The 22,260-nt window shown below is 65.8% G+C and carries 20 protein-coding genes; 17 read left to right on the top strand and 3 right to left on the bottom strand.

What is annotated here, in order from left to right:
* The first annotated feature begins 96 nt into the window (after window positions 1-96).
* Window positions 97-1,512 (top strand): hypothetical protein, encoded by a 1,416-nt coding sequence (locus tag CYJ07_RS03120; protein ID WP_104202344.1) that lies wholly within the window; start codon window positions 97-99, stop codon window positions 1,510-1,512.
* 123 nt (window positions 1,513-1,635) lie between these two features.
* The gene (glyA, locus tag CYJ07_RS03115; protein WP_104202212.1) at window positions 1,636-2,901 is read left to right on the top strand and encodes a serine hydroxymethyltransferase; all 1,266 of its coding nucleotides are present in this window, start codon (window positions 1,636-1,638) and stop codon (window positions 2,899-2,901) included.
* Window positions 2,902-3,037: 136 nt separating this feature from the next.
* Here the strand turns inward: glyA and dsbG are convergent, their stop codons facing one another.
* Window positions 3,038-3,793, bottom strand: a complete 756-nt coding sequence (gene dsbG / locus CYJ07_RS03110; RefSeq protein ID WP_104202211.1) for a thiol:disulfide interchange protein DsbG — start codon at window positions 3,791-3,793, stop codon at window positions 3,038-3,040.
* 228 nt (window positions 3,794-4,021) lie between these two features.
* On the opposite strand from dsbG, the gene CYJ07_RS03105 reads away from it, so the two are divergent.
* From CYJ07_RS03105 to lon, 10 genes are all read left to right on the top strand, one after another.
* The gene (locus CYJ07_RS03105) at window positions 4,022-4,489 is read left to right on the top strand and encodes a copper chaperone PCu(A)C (protein ID WP_104202210.1); all 468 of its coding nucleotides are present in this window, start codon (window positions 4,022-4,024) and stop codon (window positions 4,487-4,489) included.
* Between the two features lie 143 nt (window positions 4,490-4,632).
* Complete coding sequence (nrdR, locus tag CYJ07_RS03100; RefSeq protein WP_104202209.1) at window positions 4,633-5,115, top strand: transcriptional regulator NrdR; 483 nt, start codon at window positions 4,633-4,635, stop codon at window positions 5,113-5,115.
* Window positions 5,116-5,178: 63 nt separating this feature from the next.
* Complete coding sequence (gene ribD, locus CYJ07_RS03095) at window positions 5,179-6,315, top strand: bifunctional diaminohydroxyphosphoribosylaminopyrimidine deaminase/5-amino-6-(5-phosphoribosylamino)uracil reductase RibD (RefSeq protein WP_104202208.1); 1,137 nt, start codon at window positions 5,179-5,181, stop codon at window positions 6,313-6,315.
* A gap of 220 nt (window positions 6,316-6,535) precedes the next feature.
* Window positions 6,536-7,690: a bifunctional 3,4-dihydroxy-2-butanone-4-phosphate synthase/GTP cyclohydrolase II gene (gene ribBA / locus CYJ07_RS03090; protein ID WP_104202207.1), complete on the top strand. Its 1,155-nt coding sequence runs from the start codon at window positions 6,536-6,538 to the stop codon at window positions 7,688-7,690.
* 99 nt (window positions 7,691-7,789) lie between these two features.
* Complete coding sequence (gene ribH, locus CYJ07_RS03085; protein ID WP_104202206.1) at window positions 7,790-8,293, top strand: 6,7-dimethyl-8-ribityllumazine synthase; 504 nt, start codon at window positions 7,790-7,792, stop codon at window positions 8,291-8,293.
* Entirely contained in the window at window positions 8,290-8,796 is a 507-nt protein-coding gene (nusB, locus tag CYJ07_RS03080) for a transcription antitermination factor NusB (RefSeq protein WP_104202205.1), read from the top strand. The genes ribH and nusB overlap by 4 nt, the downstream gene beginning before the upstream one ends.
* 10 nt (window positions 8,797-8,806) lie before the next feature.
* Window positions 8,807-9,760 carry a thiamine-phosphate kinase gene (gene thiL / locus CYJ07_RS03075; protein WP_104202204.1) on the top strand — a complete coding sequence of 318 codons (954 nt, stop codon included), beginning with the start codon at window positions 8,807-8,809 and terminating at the stop codon, window positions 9,758-9,760.
* Window positions 9,757-10,230, top strand: coding sequence for a phosphatidylglycerophosphatase A family protein (locus CYJ07_RS03070; protein WP_104202203.1), 474 nt, complete (start codon window positions 9,757-9,759; stop codon window positions 10,228-10,230). The genes thiL and CYJ07_RS03070 overlap by 4 nt, the downstream gene beginning before the upstream one ends.
* Window positions 10,231-10,283: 53 nt before the next feature.
* Window positions 10,284-11,522, top strand: coding sequence for a DUF945 family protein (locus tag CYJ07_RS03065; protein WP_104202202.1), 1,239 nt, complete (start codon window positions 10,284-10,286; stop codon window positions 11,520-11,522).
* Between the two features lie 97 nt (window positions 11,523-11,619).
* Window positions 11,620-14,058, top strand: a complete 2,439-nt coding sequence (gene lon, locus CYJ07_RS03060; RefSeq protein WP_104202201.1) for an endopeptidase La — start codon at window positions 11,620-11,622, stop codon at window positions 14,056-14,058.
* Window positions 14,059-14,120: 62 nt separating this feature from the next.
* Here the strand turns inward: lon and CYJ07_RS03055 are convergent, their stop codons facing one another.
* The gene (locus tag CYJ07_RS03055; RefSeq protein WP_197038242.1) at window positions 14,121-14,864 is read right to left on the bottom strand and encodes an SDR family NAD(P)-dependent oxidoreductase; all 744 of its coding nucleotides are present in this window, start codon (window positions 14,862-14,864) and stop codon (window positions 14,121-14,123) included.
* A gap of 122 nt (window positions 14,865-14,986) precedes the next feature.
* Between CYJ07_RS03055 and CYJ07_RS03050 the strand changes: the two genes are divergently transcribed.
* The 5 genes from CYJ07_RS03050 to CYJ07_RS03030 all read left to right on the top strand — a co-directional run bounded on the left by CYJ07_RS03050 (window position 14,987) and on the right by CYJ07_RS03030 (window position 21,567).
* A complete protein-coding gene (locus tag CYJ07_RS03050) occupies window positions 14,987-15,964 on the top strand; it encodes a TAXI family TRAP transporter solute-binding subunit (RefSeq protein WP_104202199.1) in 978 nt (325 codons plus the stop codon).
* Between the two features lie 63 nt (window positions 15,965-16,027).
* Window positions 16,028-17,839 (top strand): TRAP transporter permease, encoded by a 1,812-nt coding sequence (locus CYJ07_RS03045; protein WP_104202198.1) that lies wholly within the window; start codon window positions 16,028-16,030, stop codon window positions 17,837-17,839.
* Between the two features lie 24 nt (window positions 17,840-17,863).
* The gene (locus CYJ07_RS03040; RefSeq protein ID WP_104202197.1) at window positions 17,864-18,409 is read left to right on the top strand and encodes a hypothetical protein; all 546 of its coding nucleotides are present in this window, start codon (window positions 17,864-17,866) and stop codon (window positions 18,407-18,409) included.
* Between the two features lie 134 nt (window positions 18,410-18,543).
* Window positions 18,544-20,388 carry a dihydroxy-acid dehydratase gene (gene ilvD / locus CYJ07_RS03035; RefSeq protein WP_104202196.1) on the top strand — a complete coding sequence of 615 codons (1,845 nt, stop codon included), beginning with the start codon at window positions 18,544-18,546 and terminating at the stop codon, window positions 20,386-20,388.
* A gap of 81 nt (window positions 20,389-20,469) precedes the next feature.
* Window positions 20,470-21,567: an oxidoreductase gene (locus tag CYJ07_RS03030; RefSeq protein WP_104202195.1), complete on the top strand. Its 1,098-nt coding sequence runs from the start codon at window positions 20,470-20,472 to the stop codon at window positions 21,565-21,567.
* Between the two features lie 27 nt (window positions 21,568-21,594).
* Here the strand turns inward: CYJ07_RS03030 and nudE are convergent, their stop codons facing one another.
* Entirely contained in the window at window positions 21,595-22,182 is a 588-nt protein-coding gene (gene nudE, locus CYJ07_RS03025) for an ADP compounds hydrolase NudE (protein WP_104202194.1), read from the bottom strand.
* Window positions 22,183-22,260: the final 78 nt, after the last annotated feature.

Genomic DNA, 22,260 nt, shown 5'->3' with positions numbered 1-22,260 from the left:
GACGCGCCGGCGGGGCATTCCCGGTTACACTCCGTAAACGTGGCGCTGCCGATCATCGCCACTTCCTTTCGCATGAATATGAACAAGGGGATGTCGATGAAGGCTACGCAAACCGGGGCTTCGCGCCTGGCCCGATCTCTGACTCTCGCTGCGCTGCTGGGCGCCTCCGGCGCGGTGCTCGCCGACGCCGAGCGGCTCGAGGCCGATCTGCGTGCGGCGTTCGGGGCGGGCGGCAACCTCACGCTGGGCGACGTCTCCAGCGCCATGCTGCGCTCCCGCGTTACCGCCGAGGACGTGATGTTCGAGGCGCAGGAGGGCGAGCGACTGCATATCGACCGCTACATCGTCAGCGGAGATTACGACAGTCCCGACGAAGTGACCCTGGAAGGGGTGCGCATCGAGGACAGCCTCACCGAACTGACGCTGATGACGGCCGAGCGCATCGTGCTGGGCGAACCATCGCGCGCGGTCTTTCCGCTGCATGAGGGGCTGGCCCCCGAAGACGTGCGCCTGGGCAGCCTGGCCATCGACGACATCGCTATCGAGCTTGCCTCTGAGCTGGCCGAGGAGATGTTCATCGATACGCCGCTGCAGACGCGTCAGGGACGCATGTCCATCGACAGCGTACGCGGCAAGGATCTCACCCACGATGCTATCGGCGTGTTCGAGATGACCGGCGTAGCCGGCTCGACCGAGGATGTCGACGGGCTCGGCTCGGGCTCCTTCACGCTGGAGTCGATGCGTTTCGAAGGCCTGCGCGGGATCGATGTCGAAGGTGAGGAGCGACTCGACACGCTGTTGCTGCGCAATCTCGTCGTGGACTCACGCGAGTTCGCCGGCAGTGTGGCGCAGCTCGATCTCGACGGCGCCTTCGAAGACGGCAAGGGCGGCTTGCGGCTGGAGTCGCTGGAGCTCGACCTGGCGCGCATGATCGAACTTGCCCCGGCCGAGGAGCGTACCCAGCTGCGCATGGCCAGCAACGTGCTCACCGGCGGCACCGGGGAGCTGCGGATGGATGCTGCACTGCTCGGCAGTTGGCAGGACACGGGGGAGCACAGCGTGCTGACCAGCGACAGCCGCATCGACATTCAAGATGCCCTGCGCCTGGCATTCGACGCCAACCTGCCGGTGCTGCTACCCGAGGGCGTGACCCCGGCCGAGGTCTTTGCCGATGCCGACTGGCTGGAGCGTGCGACGCTACTTGGCGGCGACATGCATCTGATGCTGTCCGATCAAGGGCTGTTCCCCCGCCTTGTCACCCTGGGCGCCGCCACGCAGGGCGTCACCGAGGCGCAGTACATCGAGCAGGCGCGTACCCAGGCCCAGGGCTTCGGCATGATGTTCGGTCCCGAGGTGCAGGCGGTGCTGGTGGCGCTGGTGGACCTGCTGGAAGGCAGCGCCGAGGAGCTGGACCTGCGCCTCACCCTGCCGGCCCAGAGCAAACTGTCCACTTATGCTGACGACCCGCTGGGCCTGCCGGGCAAGCTCGGGGTGAAAGTGGAGACGCGCTGAAGCGACTAAACCTTGCATGAGAAATCCTGCATCCACTCATGACGGCCTTTCATGTGAAAGGCGTCATGGGCTGGGGTATCATGGCGCCTTCCGACTCTTCCCGTGATGCGAGGTTTCCCGCCGATGTTCAGCCGTGACATGACGATTGCCGGTTTCGATGACGCCCTGTTCGATGCGATGCAGAAAGAAGTCGCACGCCAGGAAGCGCACATCGAGCTGATCGCTTCCGAGAACTACGCCAGCCCGCGCGTTCTCGAAGCTCAGGGCAGCCAGCTGACCAACAAGTACGCGGAAGGCTATCCCGGCAAGCGCTACTACGGCGGCTGCGAGTACGTCGACATTGTCGAGCAGCTCGCCATCGACTACGCCAAGCAGCTGTTCGACGCCAGCTACGCTAACGTGCAACCCCACTCCGGCTCCCAGGCCAACAGCGCCGTGTTCCAGGCGCTGGTCAAGCCGGGCGATACCGTGCTGGGCATGAGCCTCGACGCGGGCGGCCACCTCACTCACGGCGCCAAGCCCAACTTCTCGGGCAAGCACTACAACGCCGTGCAGTACGGCATCGACGACAGCGGTCGCATCGACTACGAGGAAGTGGCTAGGCTCGCCCGCGAGCACAAGCCGAAGATGATCATCGCCGGCTTCTCCGCCTACTCCCAGGTCATCGACTGGGCCAAGTTCCGTGAGATCGCCGACGAGGTGGGCGCCTACCTGCTGGTCGACATGGCCCACATCGCCGGCCTGGTGGCCGCCGGCATCTATCCGACGCCGATGCCCCACGCTCACGTGGTCACCACCACCACGCACAAGACCCTGCGCGGCCCGCGTGGCGGCCTGATCCTCTCCGCCGAGGGCGATGCCGAGATCGAGAAGAAGCTGCAGTCCGCCGTCTTCCCCGGCGGTCAGGGCGGTCCGCTCGAGCACGTCATCGCTGCCAAGGCGGTGTGCTTCAAGGAGGCCATGGCGCCCGAGTTCAAGACCTACCAGCAGCAGGTGGTCAAGAACGCCCAGGTCATGGCCGGCGTCTTCGTCGAGCGCGGCTATGACGTGGTATCCGGGGGGACCGAGGATCACCTCTTCCTGCTCTCGCTGATCAAGCAGGGCCTGACCGGCAAGGATGCGGATGCCGCCCTGGGTCGCGCCCACATCACCGTCAACAAGAACGCCGTGCCCGGCGATCCCCAGAGCCCGTTCGTCACCTCCGGCCTGCGCATCGGCACGCCGGCGGTGACCACCCGTGGCTTCGGCGAAAGCGAATGTCGCGAGCTGGCCGGCTGGATCTGCGACATTCTCGACGTGATGGCCAAGGGCGAGGACAGCGCCGCCATCGAGGCCGAAGTGAAGGGCAAGGTCGAGAGCGTTTGCTCGCGCTTGCCGGTCTATCGCTGAGACGTAGAGCTGCCGCAGCATAATCGACCCCGCCCTTGATCAGGGCGGGGTTTCGTTTTCCCCTTCGGTGAACCCGCACTCGGCGCGTCCTGCAAGTGCTTGCAGCCGCCGCCTGGGATCTGTCGTCTGAGACGGCTCAGGGCGCCTCATCGCCCATCATTTCTCTCAGGCGCTCCTCATCCGGCATGCCGGCGACACGATCCAGGCGTTCATCGCGGTAGTAGACCGTCGTGGGAGTGGCGTAGAAGCCCAGCTCCTCGAATAGCTGGTTGTTGCGAAATACCTGGTCCTCGATGTCACGCGGCTGGGCTGCCGGGGCGATCTCATCCCCGCCATTGTGTTCGCGCAGCGCCGCTTCGGGATCCTCGGCACCCAGCAGCGAGGCTGCCTTGGCCGGGCTGTCCTGCTGCAGAATGCCCACCATGATATGGCGCAGCTGAACGTCGCCGGCTTCCACCCAGGGCCGGGTGGCTTCCCAGAAACGGTGACAGTAGGGGCAGTTGGGGTCGGTGAAGGTGTAGAGCACGCGGGGCGCGTCGTCGCGACCGTCGGCGATCCAATGGCTCGCTTCCAGCTGCTGCCATACCTTTTCCTCCTGGGGTTGCCGGACCAGTTCGTCCAGTGCCGCTTCGCCTACGTCGTTGCCTTCGGCATCGATCAAGCTGCCGGCGATGGCATGGTTGCCGTCGGCGGTGAGATAGACGGTCATCTCGCGACCCTGATGGCTGGCCGCGTAGCCGGTGAGACCGCTCGGCGCCTCGAATTCACCATGGATCTCGAGGCCTTGCTCGACCAGGGCCTGTACGGGGGCCGGCCATGCGTCGGCATGAACCGATGTGGTGGCATAAAGACTTGCCAGGGTGGCAGAGAGCAGCGCGATACGAAAAGCCATGTCGAGAGTCCTCGGGATCCATGCAGGTCGATGAAAGCGGCTTGGCTTTGGCGCCGACGAGACGTCGACGCCAGCGCGAGAATCGACAGTGTGGCGGTCAGCCATTGACTGCCGATTAACGCCTCGCTGTGTCGAGTTGACGCATCCAGGCCTTGTATCCGCCAGGTCCATAGTATGCTGTTTGCCTCTTCCTGCCTGCATGGCGCAACGATACAGCAAGGAGCCTACATGAAGCTGCCCCGTCAACTGCTGGCCGCCGTCGGCCTCATTGTGGTCACATTGCCGGCGCTGGCCGACGCGGTGGTCATCGAACACGCTCAGGTGCGTGCCGTGCCGCCGGGCTCACCAACGTCAGCGGCCTTCATGTCGCTGCATAATCCGGCCGAGCGGGACGTCAGGCTGGTGGGGGCCAGCACGTCGGCGGCAGAGGTGATCGAGTTGCACAACCACCAGAGCGTGGACGGTGTCATGCAGATGCGCCGGGCCGGCGAGATCGCCATCCCCGCCGGTGGGCGCGTCGAACTGGCTCCGGGTGGCTTGCACATGATGCTGATCGGGCTGACGGAACCGTTGGTGGAAGGAGAGTCGGTGCGTATCGAACTCGAGTTCGATACGGGCGAGACCCAGGCACTGCAAGCACCGGTCAAGCGCATTCTGGAGCAGAGCGGGAACGACCATGCGCATGGCCATCAGTAACTCCCGATGGGCGCCGCCGCCCGTGCCCTAGCCACCGATGCTGGGCGGCGCGTGGCCCAGCGGGTACACTACTGGCCGAATAAGATACCCAATCATGAGCCCGGCGACCTCCGGGTCGCCCGCTTCGCGTTCGGAACGAGACCATGCATTGCCCCTTCTGTGGCGCCCATGACACGCGTGTGACCGACTCCCGCCTGGTGGCGGAAGGCGACCAGGTGCGCCGACGCCGCCAATGCACCGCCTGCGGTGAGCGCTTCACTACCTACGAGACCGCCGAGCTGGTCATGCCCAGGGTGGTGAAGGCCGATGGCTCGCGCGAAACCTTCAACGAACAGAAGCTGCGCGCCGGCATGCTGCGAGCGCTGGAGAAACGCCCGGTCAGTGCCGAGGCGATCGAGGCTGCCGTGGAACGGATCCGTCATCGGCTGCGTGCCAGCGGCGAGCGCGAGATTCAGGCGCGCGATATCGGCGAAGCCGTGATGCAAGCGCTCAAGCGCCTCGATCAGGTAGCTTACATCCGCTTCGCCTCGGTCTATCGCCGCTTCCAGGACCTCGATGAGTTTCGTGCCGAGATCGATCGGCTTTCGCAGGAGCCCGGCTTCTCGCCTGGCAACGCCGACGATTAAAGCGTGACCGGCTAGCCTGTATCGCTGAGCGCAGCCAGCTTTAAGACCCAGCGTAGGAGCGACATGGCCAAACCGACCGACGCCGCCTGGATGGCCCGGGCGCTAAAACTGGCCCGCCGCGGCCTCTATACTACGCACCCCAACCCCAGGGTGGGTTGCGTACTGGTCAAGAATCACCGAGTCGTGGGCGAGGGCTGGCACGAGCGTGCCGGAGAGCCGCACGCCGAGATTCATGCCCTACGCATGGCAGGGGAGAGTGCTCGCCGTACCACCGCCTATGTGACGCTGGAACCCTGCTCTCACCATGGTCGTACCGGCCCCTGTGCGGTGGCATTGATCGAGGCCGGCGTGCAACGGGTGGTCGTGGCCATGCAGGATCCCAACCCCGAGGTGGCCGGGCGTGGTATCGCCATGTTGCGCGATGCCGACATAGAAGTGGACGTCGGTTTGCTGGAAGACGAGGCACGGGCGCTCAACCCGGGCTTCGTTTCGCGCATGACTCGCCTGCGCCCCTACGTGCGGCTGAAGATGGCCATGAGCCTCGACGGACGTACCGCCATGCAGTCGGGCGAGTCGCAGTGGATCACCGGTCCCCATGCGCGCAGCGAGGTGCAGCGGTTGAGGGCCCGTTCGAGCGCGATCATGACCGGGGTCGATTCAATTATCTTCGATAATTCGCGGCTGACGGTGCGGGCCGCTCAGTTGGGACTGGAGGAGGCCGAGGCCGTCGCCGCGCGCCAACCCCTGCGGGTCGTGGTCGACACCCAACTGCGCCTGCCCCAGGCCGCGGCTTGCCTGCGCGAGCCCGGCCGCACCCTGGTGGCGACCGTAAGCGGCTACGATCCCCAGCGTCGCAAGCGGCTGGAGGCTGCCGGGGCCGAGGTGCTGGTGCTGCCGAGCGGCGAGCAAGGGCGTGTGGAGCTGCACGCGCTGATGCGCTACCTGGCCGAGCAGGAGCTGGTCAATGAACTCCTGCTGGAGACGGGGGCGACGCTCGCCGGTGCGATGCTGGATGCCGGCCTGGTCGACGAGATGCAGCTGTTCGTCGCCCCGACGCTGCTGGGCGGCGAGGCGCGGCCGCTGTTTGCGCTGCCGGGACTGACCCGCATGGCCGAGCAGCGCCCTTTGGAGATACTCGACATCCGCGCCATCGGTCGCGATTGGCGAATCACTGCGCGACCCGAAAGCCGGCAAGGTTGAGTGTACAAAGGGCACGGGGGCAAGTTTGCCAGGCGTGGCGGATGGTCGGGGTAGGTCGACGAGGAGTGTTGCGGCCCGACGCCGCGCCAATGTCTCACTACTGGCGCCCGACGCCGCGCCAATGTACTCTGACGCCCATTCAATTCGGTGCGACATGAGCGACAGCGCCCTGCTGCGGCGCACTGTCGTGCCAGGAATTAGACCATTCGGAGATTCCCAAGTGAAATCCTCCCGCGGGGGCCTGGCTCCCATCGAAGAGCTGATCGAGGACATTCGCCAGGGCAAGATGGTGATCCTCATGGACGATGAGGATCGCGAGAACGAAGGCGACATCATCATGGCCGCCGAGAAGGTCGAGGCCGCACACATCAATTTCATGGCGCGCCACGCGCGTGGCCTGATCTGCATGCCGATGACCCGCGAGCGCTGCGAGCGACTCCGGCTGCCGCTGATGGTGAGCGACAATGGTTCCGGCTTCGGTACCAAGTTCACGCTGTCGATCGAGGCTGCCGAGGGCGTCACCACCGGCATCTCGGCCGCCGATCGCGCGCATACGGTGCGTGTGGCCGCGGCGCGCAACGCCCAGGCCGAGGATATCGTCCAGCCCGGCCACATCTTCCCGCTGATGGCCGAACCGGGCGGCGTGCTGCGCCGCGCCGGGCATACCGAGGCGGCCTGCGACCTCGCCGCCCTGGCCGGCTGCGATCCCAGCGGGGTGATCTGCGAGATCATGAACGACGACGGCAGCATGGCCCGGCGTCCCGAGCTGGAGCGCTTCGCCGCCGAGCACGGGCTCAAGATGGGCACCATCGCCGATCTGATCCATTACCGTATCCACAACGAGCGCACCGTCGAGCCCGTGGAAGCCGCGCCGGTGGAAACCGCCGTGGGGCAGCTGACCCTGCATATCTTCCACGATCGCATCCAGAACGCCCATCATTTGGCGCTGGTAAAGGGGCAGCCGACTCCCGACACGCTGACCACGGTGCGCGTGCATCTGGCCGATACCATGCGCGACCTGCTGGGGCTGCAGAAGGGCGAGAGCCGTAACTGGACCATTCACAGCGCGCTGGAGGAGATCGCTCGGTCCGAGCAGGGCGTTTTCGTACTGCTCGACGACGGCCGCCCGCGTCAGGACCTCCGCGATCAGTTCGAAGTGTTCCTGGAGCGTCGCCGCCTGCCGCGCACCAGCGACTCGGATGGCGCCGGCAACTATCTGAGCATAGGCACCGGCTCGCAGATTCTGCGGCACCTGGGCGTGGGGCGCATGCGCCTGCTCAGTTCGCCGTGGAAGTTCTCCGCCTTGTCCGGCTTCGACCTGGAAGTGGTCGAGCTGATCGCGCCGGGAGAAGGCGCAAAAAACGACGAAGGCTGAGTCCGCTTCGTCCCGTGCAGGGGCCGCGGTCGCTGTCGGGCCCGCTCGGCTCTTCCGGACCCAAACCGATTTCAGCAAGACCATTTTCAGGAATTAGCGATGACTACCCTGTCTCAACTGGAAGGTAACTTCGTCGACGTCGACGGCCGCTACGTCATCGTGGTGGGGCGTTTCAACCACCATGTCGTCGATAGCCTGGTAGAAGGTGCCGTGGACAGCCTGGTTCGCCACGGCGTGGACCCGGACCATATCGATATCGTGCACGTGCCGGGGGCCTGGGAACTGCCGCTGGCGGTCAAGCGAGCCCTGCAGGTGGTGCGCCCCGACGCGATCATCGCCCTGGGCGCGGTGATTCGCGGCGGCACGCCCCACTTCGAGTACGTGGCGGGCGGCTGCAATGCAGCGCTGGGCAACCTTCAGCTCGAGTTCGACACCCCCATCGCCAACGGCGTGCTGACGGTCAACTCGATCGAGCAGGCCATCGAGCGCTCCGGTACCAAGGCCGGCAACAAGGGCGCTGAAGCCGCCATGGCCGCCATGGAGATGGTGTCGCTGATGCGCGGCTTCGGCGACGACGTTTCGCAGAGCGGAGAGCAGGCATGAGTGAATCGCGTCGGCAGCGCACCCCGTCGGCGGGCCAGCAGGCTCGGCGCGCGGCCCGCGAGCTGGCCGTGCAGGGGCTGTACCAATGGCAGTTGACCGGCAAGTCGGCGAGTGCCGTGGAAGCGGAATTTCGCGGCCAACAGCCCGACGAGGATCTTGAGGATCACGAGAACTGGGTCAAGGTGATGCAGATCGCCGACCTGGCGCTGTTCCATGAGCTGCTGCACAACGTGGTGCGCTTTCGCGGCGAGCTGGATGCCGCCATCTCGCCGCTGCTCGATCGTCGCCTCGAGGAACTGGATCCCATCGAGCTGGCCATCCTGCGTCTCGGCACCTATGAGCTCAGCCGGCGACTGGAGGTGCCCTATCGGGTCGTGATCAACGAAGGGGTTGAACTCGCCAAATCCTTCGGCGCCACTGACGGACACAAGTACGTCAATGGCATCCTCGACAAGTTGGCCGCTCGGTTGCGTAGCGCCGAGGTCAGCGCACGTCGCCGCTGAGAGATTCCCGGTGGCCAGCGAATTCGAACTGATCGCCCGCCATTTCACGCCTGCCACGCCGGCTCCCGAGTCCGGCGTGGCGTTCGGCGTGGGCGACGACTGTGCGCTACTAGCTCCGCGGCCGGGTCTGCGCCTGGCGGTCAGCGTCGACACATCGGTGGCCGACGTGCATTTCCCCGCCGACGCGCCGCCCGAGGCCATCGGCTACCGGGCGCTGGCGGTGAGTCTGAGCGACTTGGCAGCGATGGGGGCCGAGCCGCGCTGGTGCTTGATGGCGCTTTCGCTGCACGCCGACGACGATGCCTGGTTGGCCGAGTTCGCACGCGGCTTCCATGGACTGTGCCGGTCGAGCGGCACTGCGCTGGTGGGCGGCGACGTGACCCGCGGTGAGCTGGCCGTCGGCGTGACGGTCATGGGTGAAGTATCACCCGACCAGGCACTGACGCGAGGCGGTGCTCGGGCCGGCGATATACTGGCCGTGACCGGCGCGCTGGGCGGTGGTGCCGGCGGCCTGGCCCTGTGGCGGCGCGGTGAGCGCGACCTGTCGCACCCGCTGCTGGCACGCTACCTGATGCCGCAGCCCCGGCTGGCCGCCGGCCTGGCCCTGCGCGACCTGATACACGCGGCGATCGACATCTCCGACGGCCTGCTGGCAGATCTCGAACATCTGCTGGCCGCCTCGGGGGTCGGCGCCCGGCTCGAGGCCGAAGCACTGCCGCTGGCCGAGGGCCTGGTCGAAGCGCTGGGGTGCGAGGAGGCGCACCGCGCCGCTATCAGCGGCGGCGATGATTACGAGCTGCTGGTGAGCCTGCCATCCACGGCACTGGACGAGGCCACGCGGCGCCTGGCGGGATTGGGTCTGGCGCTGACGCCGATCGGCGTGGCCCGTGACGAGCGCGGTGTGGTAGGCGTGGCTCTGGACGGTACCCATGGCTGGCAGCATTTCCAGGGAGGCGGAGGATGAACCGCGCCCCCCAGAGCGTCTGGCGACGCCCCATACACTTCTTCTCCTTCGGGCTCGGCAGCGGCGCCGTGCCGTGGGCCCCGGGCACCTTCGGAACGTTGGCGGCGATTCCCTTCTACTGGTTGCTGTCGGAGCTGCCGCTGAACTGGTATCTGACGCTGGTTACCGTCTCCTTCATGGTCGGTGTCTGGCTGTGCGACAGGACGTCCCGCGACCTCGGCGTCCACGATCACTCGGGTATCGTGTGGGACGAATTCGTCGGCTACTGGATTACCATGGCGGCGGTTCCCTTCTCGTGGGAAGCGGCCCTGTGGGGGTTCGTGCTGTTTCGCATCTTCGACGTGTTCAAGCCTTGGCCCATACGCTGGGCCGACCGACGGGTGGCCGGGGGCTTCGGCATCATGATCGACGATGTGCTGGCCGGCATCTATGCCTGGAGCACGATGCACCTGTGGCTCTGGCTTCATTGATGGATACGGTGGGATAGAGCCTGGGTCAAGGAAACGACAAGGGGGGCGGAGCAATGCGCAAGGAACGTCTCATCGTCCCGCTGCTGGTCGCGCTGCTGCTGGCGTGGCTGGCCGCGCAGGCGGCCTCGAGCTGGCTCTTCGAACGCGAGATGGCGCGCACTCTTACCGATCTGGAGGCGCGAGGGGAGCTCGACGTTGAACGCGTGGATGTCGATCGGGGCTGGTGGCAGTCGACCGGCCGTATCCGCCTGGCGCCGCTGTTGGGCGACAGTTGGCAGTTGGAATTGACCTACCGCGCCAGGCACGGCGTGCTCAGCACTCACCTCGACGGCGAGGCGTCGCTGCAGTACGGCCCGGAAGCCGCCGATCTTTTCGGCGATTCGCTGGCGTCTCCTCCGCCCCGCTGGGAAGCCAGCTACCGCACCCTGACCGGTACCCTGGAAGGCGGCCTCGAACTCGCCCCGCTGCGCATCACCCAGCAAGAGCGTGAACTGTCCTTCGATGGCGGTCGGCTGCGCTTCAGCGGCGAACGTGGCAATTGGCGTCTGCGCGCTCAACTCAAGCGCTGGGTGCTGAGCGACGGGGCGGCCCGGTTGGAGATCGGCCCCTCCGTTCTCAACAGCCAGTATGCCTACACCGAAGGCGCCCACTCCTTCACGCAGGAGGATCGCCTGGAGATCGCCTCGTTCAACTGGCAACAGCCACAACTCGAACTCGATGGCGGTACCGTGCAGCTGGCCAACCGCATTGCGCTCGACGACCAGGAGCTCAGGATGCAGCTCTCGCTGGACCTGGGCGATATCCACACCGCCGAGCAGGTGCTGCTCACCGGTCAGCTCGAGGCGGAGCTGTCGCGGCTCAATGCCGACGCCATCCGCAGCACCATCAAGCGCTTGCGCCGCTTGGCCGCCGGCGGGCGGCATGGGGGTGGAGAGCGGCCGCTGCTGGCCGCGATCGAGCCACAGCTGCTGCGGATACTACGAGATTCGCCGCGTCTCGATCTGCAGCGTCTCGAACTCGACAGTCCCATGCTGGGTCTCTCGGCCCGCATCGATGGCTCGCTGTTCTTCGACGGGCGTCGCCTCGACGAGCTGAGCGTGGTCGAACTCGACGAACCGGACATGCGCGAGCGCTGGCGCCGTCGCATCGACGGCGACTTTACCTGGTATGAGCTGCCCACGGTGGTGGCGCTGTGGCTCGGCCTGCCGCTGGACACTCGCACACTGGAAGTCGATATCGGGCGCGGCCAGGTGAGGGTCAACGGGCGCCCGCTGCCCAACCTGGCACGCTGAGTCGACAAAATGTTGGCTCGACTTGAAGTTGGCCTATGCTGCCCACATTCCACAGGGCAGTGTGCTTTCGGCTTTTCAGCTTCAGGACGAGGTGTTCATGAGCGAACATGATCAGGACGAACGGAACTGGCAGCAGGCGAAAGGGGAGGCGAACGAGGCGCTGGGCTCCGATGGTGAGGTCGACGAAGTGGCCAGCCATGCCGTGGTACCGGCCAGCGATTACCTGCCCGAGCGCATCTATCTGCTGCCGATCCACAACCGACCCTTCTTCCCGGCTCAGGTTCAGCCGCTGGTGATCAACCGCGAGCGCTGGGAGGAGACCATCCGCCGGGTCGGCAACACGCCGCATCATACCCTGGGCGTGGCCTTCGTCGGCGACGCTTCGGTGGATGAGCTCGGTCATGAGCACTTTCCGGAGATCGGCACGGCGGTGAAGGTGCACAAGCTGCAAGGCGAGGACCAGCAGCTGCAATTCATCGCCCAGGGCCTGCGCCGTTTCCGCATCCAGCGCTGGCTGTCGAAAAAGCCGCCTTACCTGGTCGAAGTCAGCTATCCGCGCGAGCCGGTCAAGGCCGACGAGGACGAGACTCGCGCCTACGCCATGGCGATCATCAACGGTATCAAGGAACTGCTGCCGATCAACCCGCTCTACGGCGAGGAGCTCAAGCACTATCTCAATCGCTTCAGTCCGCACGAGCCGGGGCCGCTGACCGATTTCGCCGCGGCGATCACCTCGGCCAAGGGGCACGAACTTCAGAGCGTGCTCGAGACGATGCCGGTCCAGGCGCGCATGGAAAAGGTGCTGCCGCTGCTGCGCAAGGAGATCGACGTCGCCCAGTTGCAGACCGAGATCAGCGAGCAGGTCAACGCGCAGATGCAGGAGCGTCAGCGGGAATTCTTCCTGCGCGAACAGCTCAAGGTGATCCAGCGCGAGCTGGGCATCTCCAAGGATGACCGCGAGAACGACGTCGATACTTTCCGCGATCGGCTCGAGGGGCTGACGGTGCCGCCCAAGACGCTCACCCGCATCGAGGAGGAACTCGACAAGCTTTCGGTACTCGAGACCGGTTCGCCGGAGTACGGCACCACTCGCAACTACCTCGACTGGTTGACTTCCATGCCGTGGGGCGTGCGCAGTGAGGACCAGCTCGACCTGGCGCATGCCCGCGCGATTCTGGACCGCGACCATGACGGCCTCAAGGACGTCAAGGAACGCATCATCGAGTTTCTCGCCGAAGGTACCTTCAAGGGCGACGTCGGCGGCTCCATTCTGCTGCTGGTGGGGCCGCCCGGGGTGGGCAAGACCTCTGTCGGCCGCTCCATCGCCGAGGCGCTGGGGCGGGAGTTCTACCGCTTCTCGGTGGGCGGCATGCGCGACGAGGCCGAGATCAAGGGCCATCGTCGTACCTACATCGGCGCCATGCCGGGCAAGCTGGTGCAGGCGCTCAAGGAAGTGGAAGTCGAGAATCCGGTGATCATGCTCGACGAGATCGACAAGCTGGGCAAATCGTTCCAGGGCGATCCCGCCTCGGCGCTGCTCGAGGTGCTCGATCCCGAGCAGAACGTCGATTTCCTCGATCACTATCTCGATGTGCGTCTGGATCTCTCCAAGGTGCTGTTCGTGTGCACCGCCAACGCGCTGGATACCATCCCCGGCCCGCTGCTCGACCGCATGGAGCAGATCCGTCTGTCCGGCTATATCGCCGAGGAGAAGATGGCGATCGCCAAGCATCACCTTTGGCCCAAGCTGCTCGAGCGCGACAAGATCCCGAGGAAGCGCATCAATCTGACCGATGCGGCGCTGCGCCAGGTGATCGAGGGTTATGCCCGCGAGGCCGGGGTGCGCCAGCTCGAGAAGCAGCTGCACAGCATCGTGCGCAAGTCGGCGGTCAAGCTACTCGAGGGCGATCAGGAGTCGGTGCGCATCTCGGTCAAGAACCTGGAGGAGTACCTCGGCGCGCCACTGTTCCGCCAAGAGCAGGTACTCAAGGGCGAGGGAGTGGTCACCGGGTTGGCCTGGACCGCCATGGGTGGCGCCACGCTGCCCATCGAGGCGGGTAAGGTGCACTCGCTGACGCGTGGCTTCAAGCTCACCGGCAAGCTCGGTGAAGTGATGCAGGAGTCGGCCAATATCGCCTACAGCTACACGCTGGGGCATCTCGCCGAATACGGTGTCGATACCGATTTCTTCGACTCCGCTTTCGTGCATCTGCACGTGCCGGAGGGCGCCACGCCCAAGGATGGCCCCTCGGCGGGCGTGACCATGACCACGGCGCTGTTGTCGCTGGCACGTCACCAGGCCATCGACCGGCCGCTGGCGATGACCGGCGAGTTGACGCTGACCGGGCAGGTGCTGCCGGTGGGCGGAATTCGCGAGAAGATCATCGCCGCGCGGCGCAGCAAAATCTTCGAGGTGATTCTGCCGGAGGCCAACCGTCGCGACTATGAAGAGCTGCCCGACTTCCTCAGGGAGGGCATGACGGCGCATTTCGCCAAGCGCTATCGCGATGTGGCTCGGGTCGCCTTCGACCTTTGAGTCCTGCCGCCAATGGTTGATCTCGCTGCCTTTCGGGGCAGCGGAGCCATCTCCGCAGGGCGCTACATGGCGACACTGGCGCCACCATCCACGACCACGGTTTCGCCGGTAATGAACGTATTGTCGGCGGAAGCCAGGAAGGTGACCGCGCGGGCCACCTCACTGGCCTCGGCGACCCGCCCGAGGGGGGTGGCCGCCTGCCACCGGCGGCGTGACTCGGACGCGGCGTCCTGCATACCGGCGCTGACCGGCCCCGGTGCCACGGCATTGACCAGAATGCCGTGCGGGCCGAGTTCCACCGCCAGCGCACGGGCCAGCGCCAGCATGGCCCCCTTGCACATGGCGTAGGCAGTGCGCTCGGCGGTGGTGCGCAGGCCATGGGCCGATGCGACGACGACCAGGCGACCGCCGTGCCCGCCGATCATCAGACGCGTGGCGGCCTGCAGCGCCTGATAGGCGCCGTTGACGTTGACCGCAAGCATCTCCCCGAGCTCGTCGGGTGAGACGTCGACGAACTTTCCGCGACGGATCACGCCGGCCGCATTGATACAGGCGTCGAGCCCCTCGCCATGTGCCCCGATCCGGGCGAAGGCGCGTGAGATGCCTTCGGCGTCGCCCATGTCGCAAGCCACGAAGCAGCAGCGTCCGGGCCATCGCTCGAACAAGTGGGCTACCCGCTCTTCCGCCTTTTCGAGATCGAGCACGAAGACGAAGTCGCCCGCCTCCAGCAGCGCCTCGGCGACGGCAAGGCCGATTCCGCCGGCTCCTCCCAGGACGGCCGTGATTCGCATGGCTGTTTTGCGCATACTCATTTACCTGAAAAATCGGCATTATATGTGATTGCAGAACGTTTCACTGCTACGCCATTGCATGACATCACGATAACAAGATCATCGCTCAGCGATGCTGGACATGAACGGAGAGACACATGCCTTACCGCACGCATTTCCTCGCTCGCACGCTTCTGGCATCGGCCACTGCCGTACTGGTGGGCGCCGCCGCTCTGTCGGCCCAGGCCGAGACTCGAGTTACCTACAAATCCGCCTCGGCGGGCACCGCCTACTACCAGATGGGGGTCGAACTGTCGGAGGCGATCCGCAAGGGGACCGACGGCGAGATCGTCGTGACGCTGGAAGAGAGCCAGGGTTCGGTGCAGAACGTCATGGAGGTAATGGCGCGCCAGGGCAACTACGTCTTCACTACGCCGCCCGGGCTGGTGACGCGGGCGCTGGAGGGCGAGGGTCCCTTCGCCGAGCGTCAACACCCGCGTTTCGAGGAGATCCGCGGTCTGTTCCCCATTCCCGCCATTACCATGCATTTCGTGGTGGCCGATGACGCGGGCGTGATCGGCCTGGAGGAACTCGAGGGCAAGGAGATCCTGATCGGTCGCGGCACCTTCGGTGCCCGAGAGGCCGAGCGCTATCTGGAACTGTTCGACATGCAGGACAAGGTGGAGGTGGCCAACGCCGAGATCGGCAGTGGCCCCGATGCACTGAAGAACGGCCAGATCGACGCCTTCGTCACGGCGAGTTCATTTCCCACGCCCAACGTGATCGAGACCGCGGCCAGCATGCCGATCAGCCTGGTCAGTTTCACCGACGAACAGATCGAGCAGACCGGGGCGACACGTCAGACCATACCGGGGGGGACCTACGCCGGCGTCGACGAGGATGTCCAGACCACTTCGCTGCCGGTGATCGCCTATACCACCACCGGGATGGACGACGAGACCGCCTATACCCTGACCAAAACCTTCTGGGAGCGGCGCGAGGCCATGGCCGAGGAGTCACCCTGGTGGGGTAGTATCACCCACGACATGATCGGCAATATCGCCGGATCGCTGCATCCGGGCGCCGTACGCTACTACGACGAAGTCAGCATCGAAATTCCCGACGAGTTGCGTTAACCAATCACCGGGCCGGGTCGGTACTCCCACCGATACGGCCCGGGCCGACAGACTGGATCGTCTATGTCATCGACCCGTTGTTCCTCGCCGGCGGCCGCCGCGGTCGCCGGCGGCGTTTCGGTGCGACTGCAGCCCCTCTGGGTGGGCCTGGGTGCCATCACCGTGGCGTTTCATCTGGGGCTGATCTTCTACGGCCTGGCGCCGGCCCTGGTGAGCCGGCCGATCCACATGGCGCTGGCGTTGCCGTGGATACTGATCCACGCCGCGCGGTCACGCTACGAGCAGTGGAGCGGCTGGGGGCTGACGCTGCTCGGCCTTGCCGCCTGCGCCTACATCGTGCTCAACGAGGAGGCGCTGTCGAACCAGTACGGTTTCATCGACACCGCCTTCCAGATGCTGGTCGGTGGCTTCTTGATCGTATTGGCGCTGGAGACGGCGCGCCGAGCGATCGGCTGGCCGCTGCCGCTGGTGGCGCTTGCAGCGCTGCTCTATGGGCTGTTTGGCGATCTGATACCCGGGCAGTTCGGCCATCCGGGGCTGCCACTGCCGAGCTTCGTCGGCACGCTGACCATCGCCGAGGGCGGACTGTGGGGCAAGCTGACCGGGGTCAGCGTCGGGGTGGTGGCGATCTTCGTCATCTTCGGCGCAGTGCTCAACGCCGGTGAGGCGGGGCGCGGCTTCATGAACATGGCCAGCGCCGTCGCCGGACGGCTGACTGGCGGGGCGGCCAAGGTCTCGGTGATCTCATCCGCCCTGATGGGTTCGATTTCGGGCTCCGCCTCGGCCAACGTGGCGTCCACCGGGGCGGTCACGATTCCCTCCATGGTTCGGCTGGGCTATCCGCGCGCCTTGGCCGGCGGCGTGGAGGCAGTGGCCTCGTCGGGCGGGCAGATCATGCCGCCACTGATGGGGGCAGGGGCCTTCGTCATGGTGGAGCTCACCGGCACGCCTTACACCCAGATCATGGCGGCGGCGACACTGCCGGCGATCCTTTACTTCGCTACCGTGTGGATGGGTATCGACGCCTTTGCCACGCGACATGACCTGCGGCCGATGGCCGCGAGCGAACAACCCAGCGGCAAGGAGGTGCTGATCACCTCGCTGTTCTTCGCCGTACCCTTCGTGCTGCTGCTCGAGCGCATCTTTCTCGGCGGCGTCACGCCCCAGTACGCAGCGAGCGTCGCCATCTTCGCCGGCATGTTGCTGCTGTGCTTCGATGTGCGCCTGCGCTTCTCGCTGCGCGGCTTCGCCATGCGCATGGGCGAGGCGATGGTTATCGCGGGCCGCCAGGTGGCGGTGATCGGGGCGATCATCATCTGCGCTTCGCTGGTGATCGGCGTACTGTCGATGACGGGACTCGGCGTCAAGATCACCTCCGCCATCCTTTCGCTTTCAGGAGAAATGCTGTGGCCGGCGCTGCTGTTCACTGCGCTTGCCTGCCTGGTGCTGGGCATGGAGGTGCCGACCACCGCCGCCTATGTGATCTGCGTCTCGGTGGCGGGCCCGGCGCTCACCGCGCTGGGGCTCGAGCCGCTGCTGGCGCACCTGTTCGTGTTCTGGTTCGCGCTGCTCTCGACCATCACGCCGCCGGTGTGCGGCGGGGTCTTCATCGCCGCCGGCATGGTGGGGGAGAACTGGCTCAAGGTGGCGATCAAGGCCATGGCGCTGGGCATCGGGCTCTACATCATACCGCTGGCCATGATCGCCAATCCGGACATCATTCGCCTGGCCTACGACCCCGTTGCCGCCATCATCGACATGTTGAAGGTCGGTGCGGGCCTGGCGGCGATCTCCTTCGGTGTGATTGCGCGGCGTGCGGCGTGGCTGCGGGTCGCGCTGGTCATCGCCGGAACACTGGTGATCTTTTTGCTATGAGCCGCAAGGCCGGAGGAGAACGAGATGATCATTGCCACGCTGGGGCCCGAGGGAAGCAATCACGCGCTGGTGCTGCGCCGATACCTCGAGGCTCGCGGTCCCGCCGCTGCCGAAGCGAGGCTGTTCGACGATTTTCCCACGGCGTTCGCAGCGCTGGTAGCGGGGGAGGTGGAACGGGTCCTGCAGTGCACGGCCCACTTCAGCCATGCCGATTGCGTGGGCCGCTACATGCATCGCGCCTTTCCGGTGGACGCCTTCATCGCCGGTAGCCATCCGCTGGCGCTACTGGCGCGGCGCGAGATCGCCGAACCTCGCCAGGTAGCACGGCAGCCGGCCACCCGCTACTACACCGACCTCACGGGGTTCGCCGAGGAGATCGAGGCTCCTACTACCGTGGCGGTGGCCGAGGGGCTGCTGGCAGGCCGCTTCGAGGCGGGTATCTGTGCTCGCCAGGCGCTGGAGCAGCACCCCGACAAGCTGCGCCTGATCGAGGACCTGGGGCCGGCGCTGGACGTCTGGGTGCTCTATGGCACTCAGCCGCTTCCCGCTGACAACCCGTTGGTGCTGTGACCGGCTCACTAGCCTGACGGCCGGTCGCGTGACAGAATCAACGGACAGTCTGGACACCGAGACCGTCGCTGCCCAAGGGCGGCCCGAGACGGCGCGAATCGTATAGCGCACCAGCGCAAAAAAAAGAGGACACCATGCCCGAATATCGCTCCCGCACCACCACCGCCGGCCGCAACATGGCCGGGGCCCGCGCCCTGTGGCGTGCCACCGGCATGAAGGACGACGACTTCCACAAGCCGATCGTCGCCGTGGCCAATTCCTTTACCCAGTTCGTGCCCGGTCACGTGCATCTCAAGGACATGGGCCAGCTGGTGGCGCGTGAGATCGAGAAAGCCGGTGGGGTGGCCAAGGAGTTCAATACCATCGCCGTGGACGATGGCATCGCCATGGGCCACGACGGCATGCTCTACTCCTTGCCGAGCCGCGACATCATCGCCGATAGCGTCGAGTACATGGTCAACGCCCACTGCGCCGACGCTCTGGTATGCATCTCCAACTGCGACAAGATCACGCCCGGAATGCTGATGGCCGCCATGCGCCTCAACATTCCCGCCATCTTCGTTTCCGGCGGCCCTATGGAAGCCGGCAAGACCAAGCTGCTCGATCACGGCCTCGACCTGGTCGATGCCATGGTGATGGCCGCCGACGACAGCGTCGACGACGAGTTGCTGGCCGAGGTCGAACGCAGCGCCTGCCCCACTTGCGGCAGCTGCTCCGGCATGTTCACCGCCAACTCCATGAACTGTCTGACCGAGGCACTGGGCCTGGCGCTGCCGGGCAACGGTACCGTGGTGGCGACCCATGCCGACCGCCGCCGGCTGTTCGAGACCGCCGGCCATCGCATCGTCGAGCTGGCCAAGCGCTACTACGAGGGCGAGGAGGCCCATCTGTTGCCGCGTGCCATCGGCTCGCTCGCCGCGTTCAAGAACGCCATGACGCTGGACATCGCCATGGGGGGCTCGACCAATACCATCCTGCACCTGCTGGCCGCCGCCCAGGAGGCCGAGCTCGACTTCACCATGACCGACATCGACCGTCTGTCACGGGAAGTGCCGCAGCTGTGCAAGGTGGCGCCCAACACACAGAAATACCACATCGAGGACGTTCATCGTGCCGGTGGCATCATGGCGATCCTCGGCGAGCTTGACCGGGCCGGTGTGCTCGATACCCGCGTACCGACGGTGTACGGCGATACCCTCAAGGACGCGCTGGACGAGTGGGATATCATGAGGAACCCCAGCCCCGAGGTCGTGGAGTTCTACCGGGCGGGCCCCGGCGGCGTTCCCACCCAGGTGGCTTTCTCCCAGAGCGCACGCTGGCCGAGCCTCGACGGCGACCGTGCCAGCGGCTGCATCCGCGATCTCGAGCACGCCTTCTCCCGGGAGGGCGGTCTGGCCGTCCTGCGCGGCAACATCGCCTTGGATGGCTGCGTGGTCAAGACCGCCGGGGTCGACGATTCGATTCTGGTCTTCGAGGGGGCGGCCCATGTGGTCGAGTCCCAGGACCAGGCGGTCGAGCACATTCTTGGCGGCCAGGTGAGGGAGGGCGACGTCGTCGTCATCCGCTATGAAGGGCCGAAGGGTGGGCCGGGCATGCAGGAGATGCTCTATCCCACTTCCTACCTCAAGTCGAAGGGCCTGGGCAAGGCGTGCGCGCTGCTCACCGACGGCCGCTTCTCCGGCGGTACCTCGGGGCTCTCCATCGGCCACGTGTCGCCCGAGGCGGCAGCGGGCGGTGCCATTGGCCTGGTCGAGACCGGTGATGTCATTCGTATCGACATTCCCAACCGGCGTATCGACGTGCTGCTCTCCGACGACGAGTTGGCGCGCCGGCGCGAGGCGATGGAAGCCAAGGGCGCCGATGCCTGGAAGCCGAGCATTCAACGTGTGCGCAAGGTCTCGGCGGCGCTCAAGGCCTATGCGCTGCTGGCCACTTCCGCCGACAAGGGGGCAGTGCGCGACCTCTCCAAGCTCGACTGAACTTCCCGTTCTACGCATCGGGCGGCCTGGCCCGGTGCGTCGTGCGCACTTTCCATTCCAAGCAGCAAGGCGAAACGACGTATGCACAAGCAGACCTTCGGCGTCGGCCTGATCGGTTTCGGTATCGCTGGCCGCGTCTTCCACGCCCCCCTGATTCAGGCAACCCCCGGGCTCGAGCTGCTGGCCGTGGTCAGCGGCTCTGCCGACAAGGTACGCGAGGCGTTGCCTGACGTGGAAGTACTGCCCAAGGCGGCGGCGCTTTTGAGCCGTCCCGACATCGACCTGGTGGTGATCGCCAGTCCCAACGAGACCCATTTCCCGCTGGGAAAGGCGGCGCTGGTTGCCGGCAAGCACGTGGTGATCGACAAGCCGTTCACGGTAACGCTGTCCGAAGCCAAGCTGCTCAAGACCGAGGCCGACAAGGCCGAGCGCATGCTCAGCGTTTTCCACAATCGTCGCTGGGACAGCGATTTCCGTACCCTGCAGGCGCTGATCAAGGCGGGTACCGTGGGCCGGCCGGTGGCGCTCGAGCTGCGCTTCGATCGCTTCCGCCCCAAGGTGGCCGATCGTTGGCGGGAGCAGCAGAAGCCCGGCAGCGGCATCTGGTACGACCTCGGGGCGCATCTGCTCGATCAGGCGCGCGAACTGTTCGGCATGCCGCGTGCGATCCTACTCGACCTAATGGCGGCGCGCGACGACGCCCAGGTGGACGATGACTTTCACGCCTTGCTGGACTACGAGGACATTCGCGTCACCCTGCGCGCCAGCTCGCTGGTGGCCGAGCCCACGCCGCAGCTGGCGCTGCACGGGACGCGCGGCAGCTTCGTCAAGTATGGGCGTGATCCGCAGGAGAACTGGCTGCGCGAGGGGCGCACGCCGACTCGCGACTGGGGCATCGATCCGCGACCTGGGAAGCTCTCGATCGACGAGGGCGACGACGATGCCATTTCGTTGACCTCCCGCGAGCATCCGGGGCTGCCGGGGGATTACCTGGCGTACTATGCCGGTCTTGTCGAAACCTTGACGAAAGGCTCGCCGCCGCCGGTGACGGTCGAAGAGGCCACCGAGGTGATGGTGCTGCTGGAGGCGGGGCTGGACAGCTACCGCCAGGATCGCTGGATCCGCCTCAAGGAGGGCAATGGCAGCATGCGCAAGCTGTTGCATCGCCGCGGCGCCTGAGCGCGAACCTTGGCACGTCGCTGCAGCTCACCAGCTCAGCGGAGAAGCCTCGTGCCGACGCAGACGCAGGGTATCGCGGGCGATGAACAGCGCGGCGATGGCCCGGGCCTCGTGGAAGTCGTCGCGCATCAATAGCGCCGGCAACTCCTCGAGGGCGTGGGTTTCCACCACTAGCGGCTCCGGCTCGTCGCCGGGCAGTCGTTTGGGGTAGAGGTCGGTGGCCAGCAACACCTGCATGCGGTGGCGCATGTAGTTGGGAGCCAGCGACAGCTCCACCAGCGGCTCTATGTGATGCGCGCCGAAGCCGCACTCTTCCATCAATTCGCGATTGGCGGCAGTGACGATGTCCTCGCCCGGGTCGACCAGCCCCTTGGGCAGCGTCAGCACGTAATCCTCGAATCCGGCGGCATATTCTCGGATCAGCAGGACATGTTCGGGATCGGGCATGGCGACGATCATCACCGCCCCCTGATCGCTGCCGGTCAGTCGCTCGAAGGTGCGCTCGGCGCCATTGGCGAAGCGCAGCTCCAGCGCTTCGACGTGGAACAGGCGGCTTTTTGCCACCGACTGGCGTGACAGCACCTGGGGTTTCTGCAGTCGGGGTGTGTCGGTCATGAAAACTCCGTGGCGGGCGTGCGAGCCCCGGCTAGCGATCGCGGGAATGCGCCGGGGGAATGCTTTGAGTACAATACC

Origin of the sequence: Billgrantia saliphila (assembly GCF_002930105.1) — a bacterium.
Classification (GTDB): domain Bacteria; phylum Pseudomonadota; class Gammaproteobacteria; order Pseudomonadales; family Halomonadaceae; genus Halomonas; species Halomonas saliphila.
This window is presented reverse-complemented; position numbering and strand designations above follow the sequence as displayed.

What these genes read in the sequence shown, in the direction of transcription:
- CYJ07_RS03120 (WP_104202344.1), top strand. Translation starts at nt 97, where the DNA reads ATGAAGGCTACGCAAACCGGGGCTTCGCGCCTGGCCCGATCTCTGACT.
- glyA (WP_104202212.1), top strand. Translation starts at nt 1,636, where the DNA reads ATGTTCAGCCGTGACATGACGATTGCCGGTTTCGATGACGCCCTGTTC.
- dsbG (WP_104202211.1), bottom strand. Translation starts at nt 3,793, where the DNA reads ATGGCTTTTCGTATCGCGCTGCTCTCTGCCACCCTGGCAAGTCTTTAT.
- CYJ07_RS03105 (WP_104202210.1), top strand. Translation starts at nt 4,022, where the DNA reads ATGAAGCTGCCCCGTCAACTGCTGGCCGCCGTCGGCCTCATTGTGGTC.
- nrdR (WP_104202209.1), top strand. Translation starts at nt 4,633, where the DNA reads ATGCATTGCCCCTTCTGTGGCGCCCATGACACGCGTGTGACCGACTCC.
- ribD (WP_104202208.1), top strand. Translation starts at nt 5,179, where the DNA reads ATGGCCAAACCGACCGACGCCGCCTGGATGGCCCGGGCGCTAAAACTG.
- ribH (WP_104202206.1), top strand. Translation starts at nt 7,790, where the DNA reads ATGACTACCCTGTCTCAACTGGAAGGTAACTTCGTCGACGTCGACGGC.
- nusB (WP_104202205.1), top strand. Translation starts at nt 8,290, where the DNA reads ATGAGTGAATCGCGTCGGCAGCGCACCCCGTCGGCGGGCCAGCAGGCT.
- CYJ07_RS03070 (WP_104202203.1), top strand. Translation starts at nt 9,757, where the DNA reads ATGAACCGCGCCCCCCAGAGCGTCTGGCGACGCCCCATACACTTCTTC.
- CYJ07_RS03065 (WP_104202202.1), top strand. Translation starts at nt 10,284, where the DNA reads ATGCGCAAGGAACGTCTCATCGTCCCGCTGCTGGTCGCGCTGCTGCTG.
- lon (WP_104202201.1), top strand. Translation starts at nt 11,620, where the DNA reads ATGAGCGAACATGATCAGGACGAACGGAACTGGCAGCAGGCGAAAGGG.
- CYJ07_RS03055 (WP_197038242.1), bottom strand. Translation starts at nt 14,864, where the DNA reads ATGCGCAAAACAGCCATGCGAATCACGGCCGTCCTGGGAGGAGCCGGC.
- CYJ07_RS03050 (WP_104202199.1), top strand. Translation starts at nt 14,987, where the DNA reads ATGCCTTACCGCACGCATTTCCTCGCTCGCACGCTTCTGGCATCGGCC.
- CYJ07_RS03045 (WP_104202198.1), top strand. Translation starts at nt 16,028, where the DNA reads ATGTCATCGACCCGTTGTTCCTCGCCGGCGGCCGCCGCGGTCGCCGGC.
- CYJ07_RS03040 (WP_104202197.1), top strand. Translation starts at nt 17,864, where the DNA reads ATGATCATTGCCACGCTGGGGCCCGAGGGAAGCAATCACGCGCTGGTG.
- ilvD (WP_104202196.1), top strand. Translation starts at nt 18,544, where the DNA reads ATGCCCGAATATCGCTCCCGCACCACCACCGCCGGCCGCAACATGGCC.
- CYJ07_RS03030 (WP_104202195.1), top strand. Translation starts at nt 20,470, where the DNA reads ATGCACAAGCAGACCTTCGGCGTCGGCCTGATCGGTTTCGGTATCGCT.
- nudE (WP_104202194.1), bottom strand. Translation starts at nt 22,182, where the DNA reads ATGACCGACACACCCCGACTGCAGAAACCCCAGGTGCTGTCACGCCAG.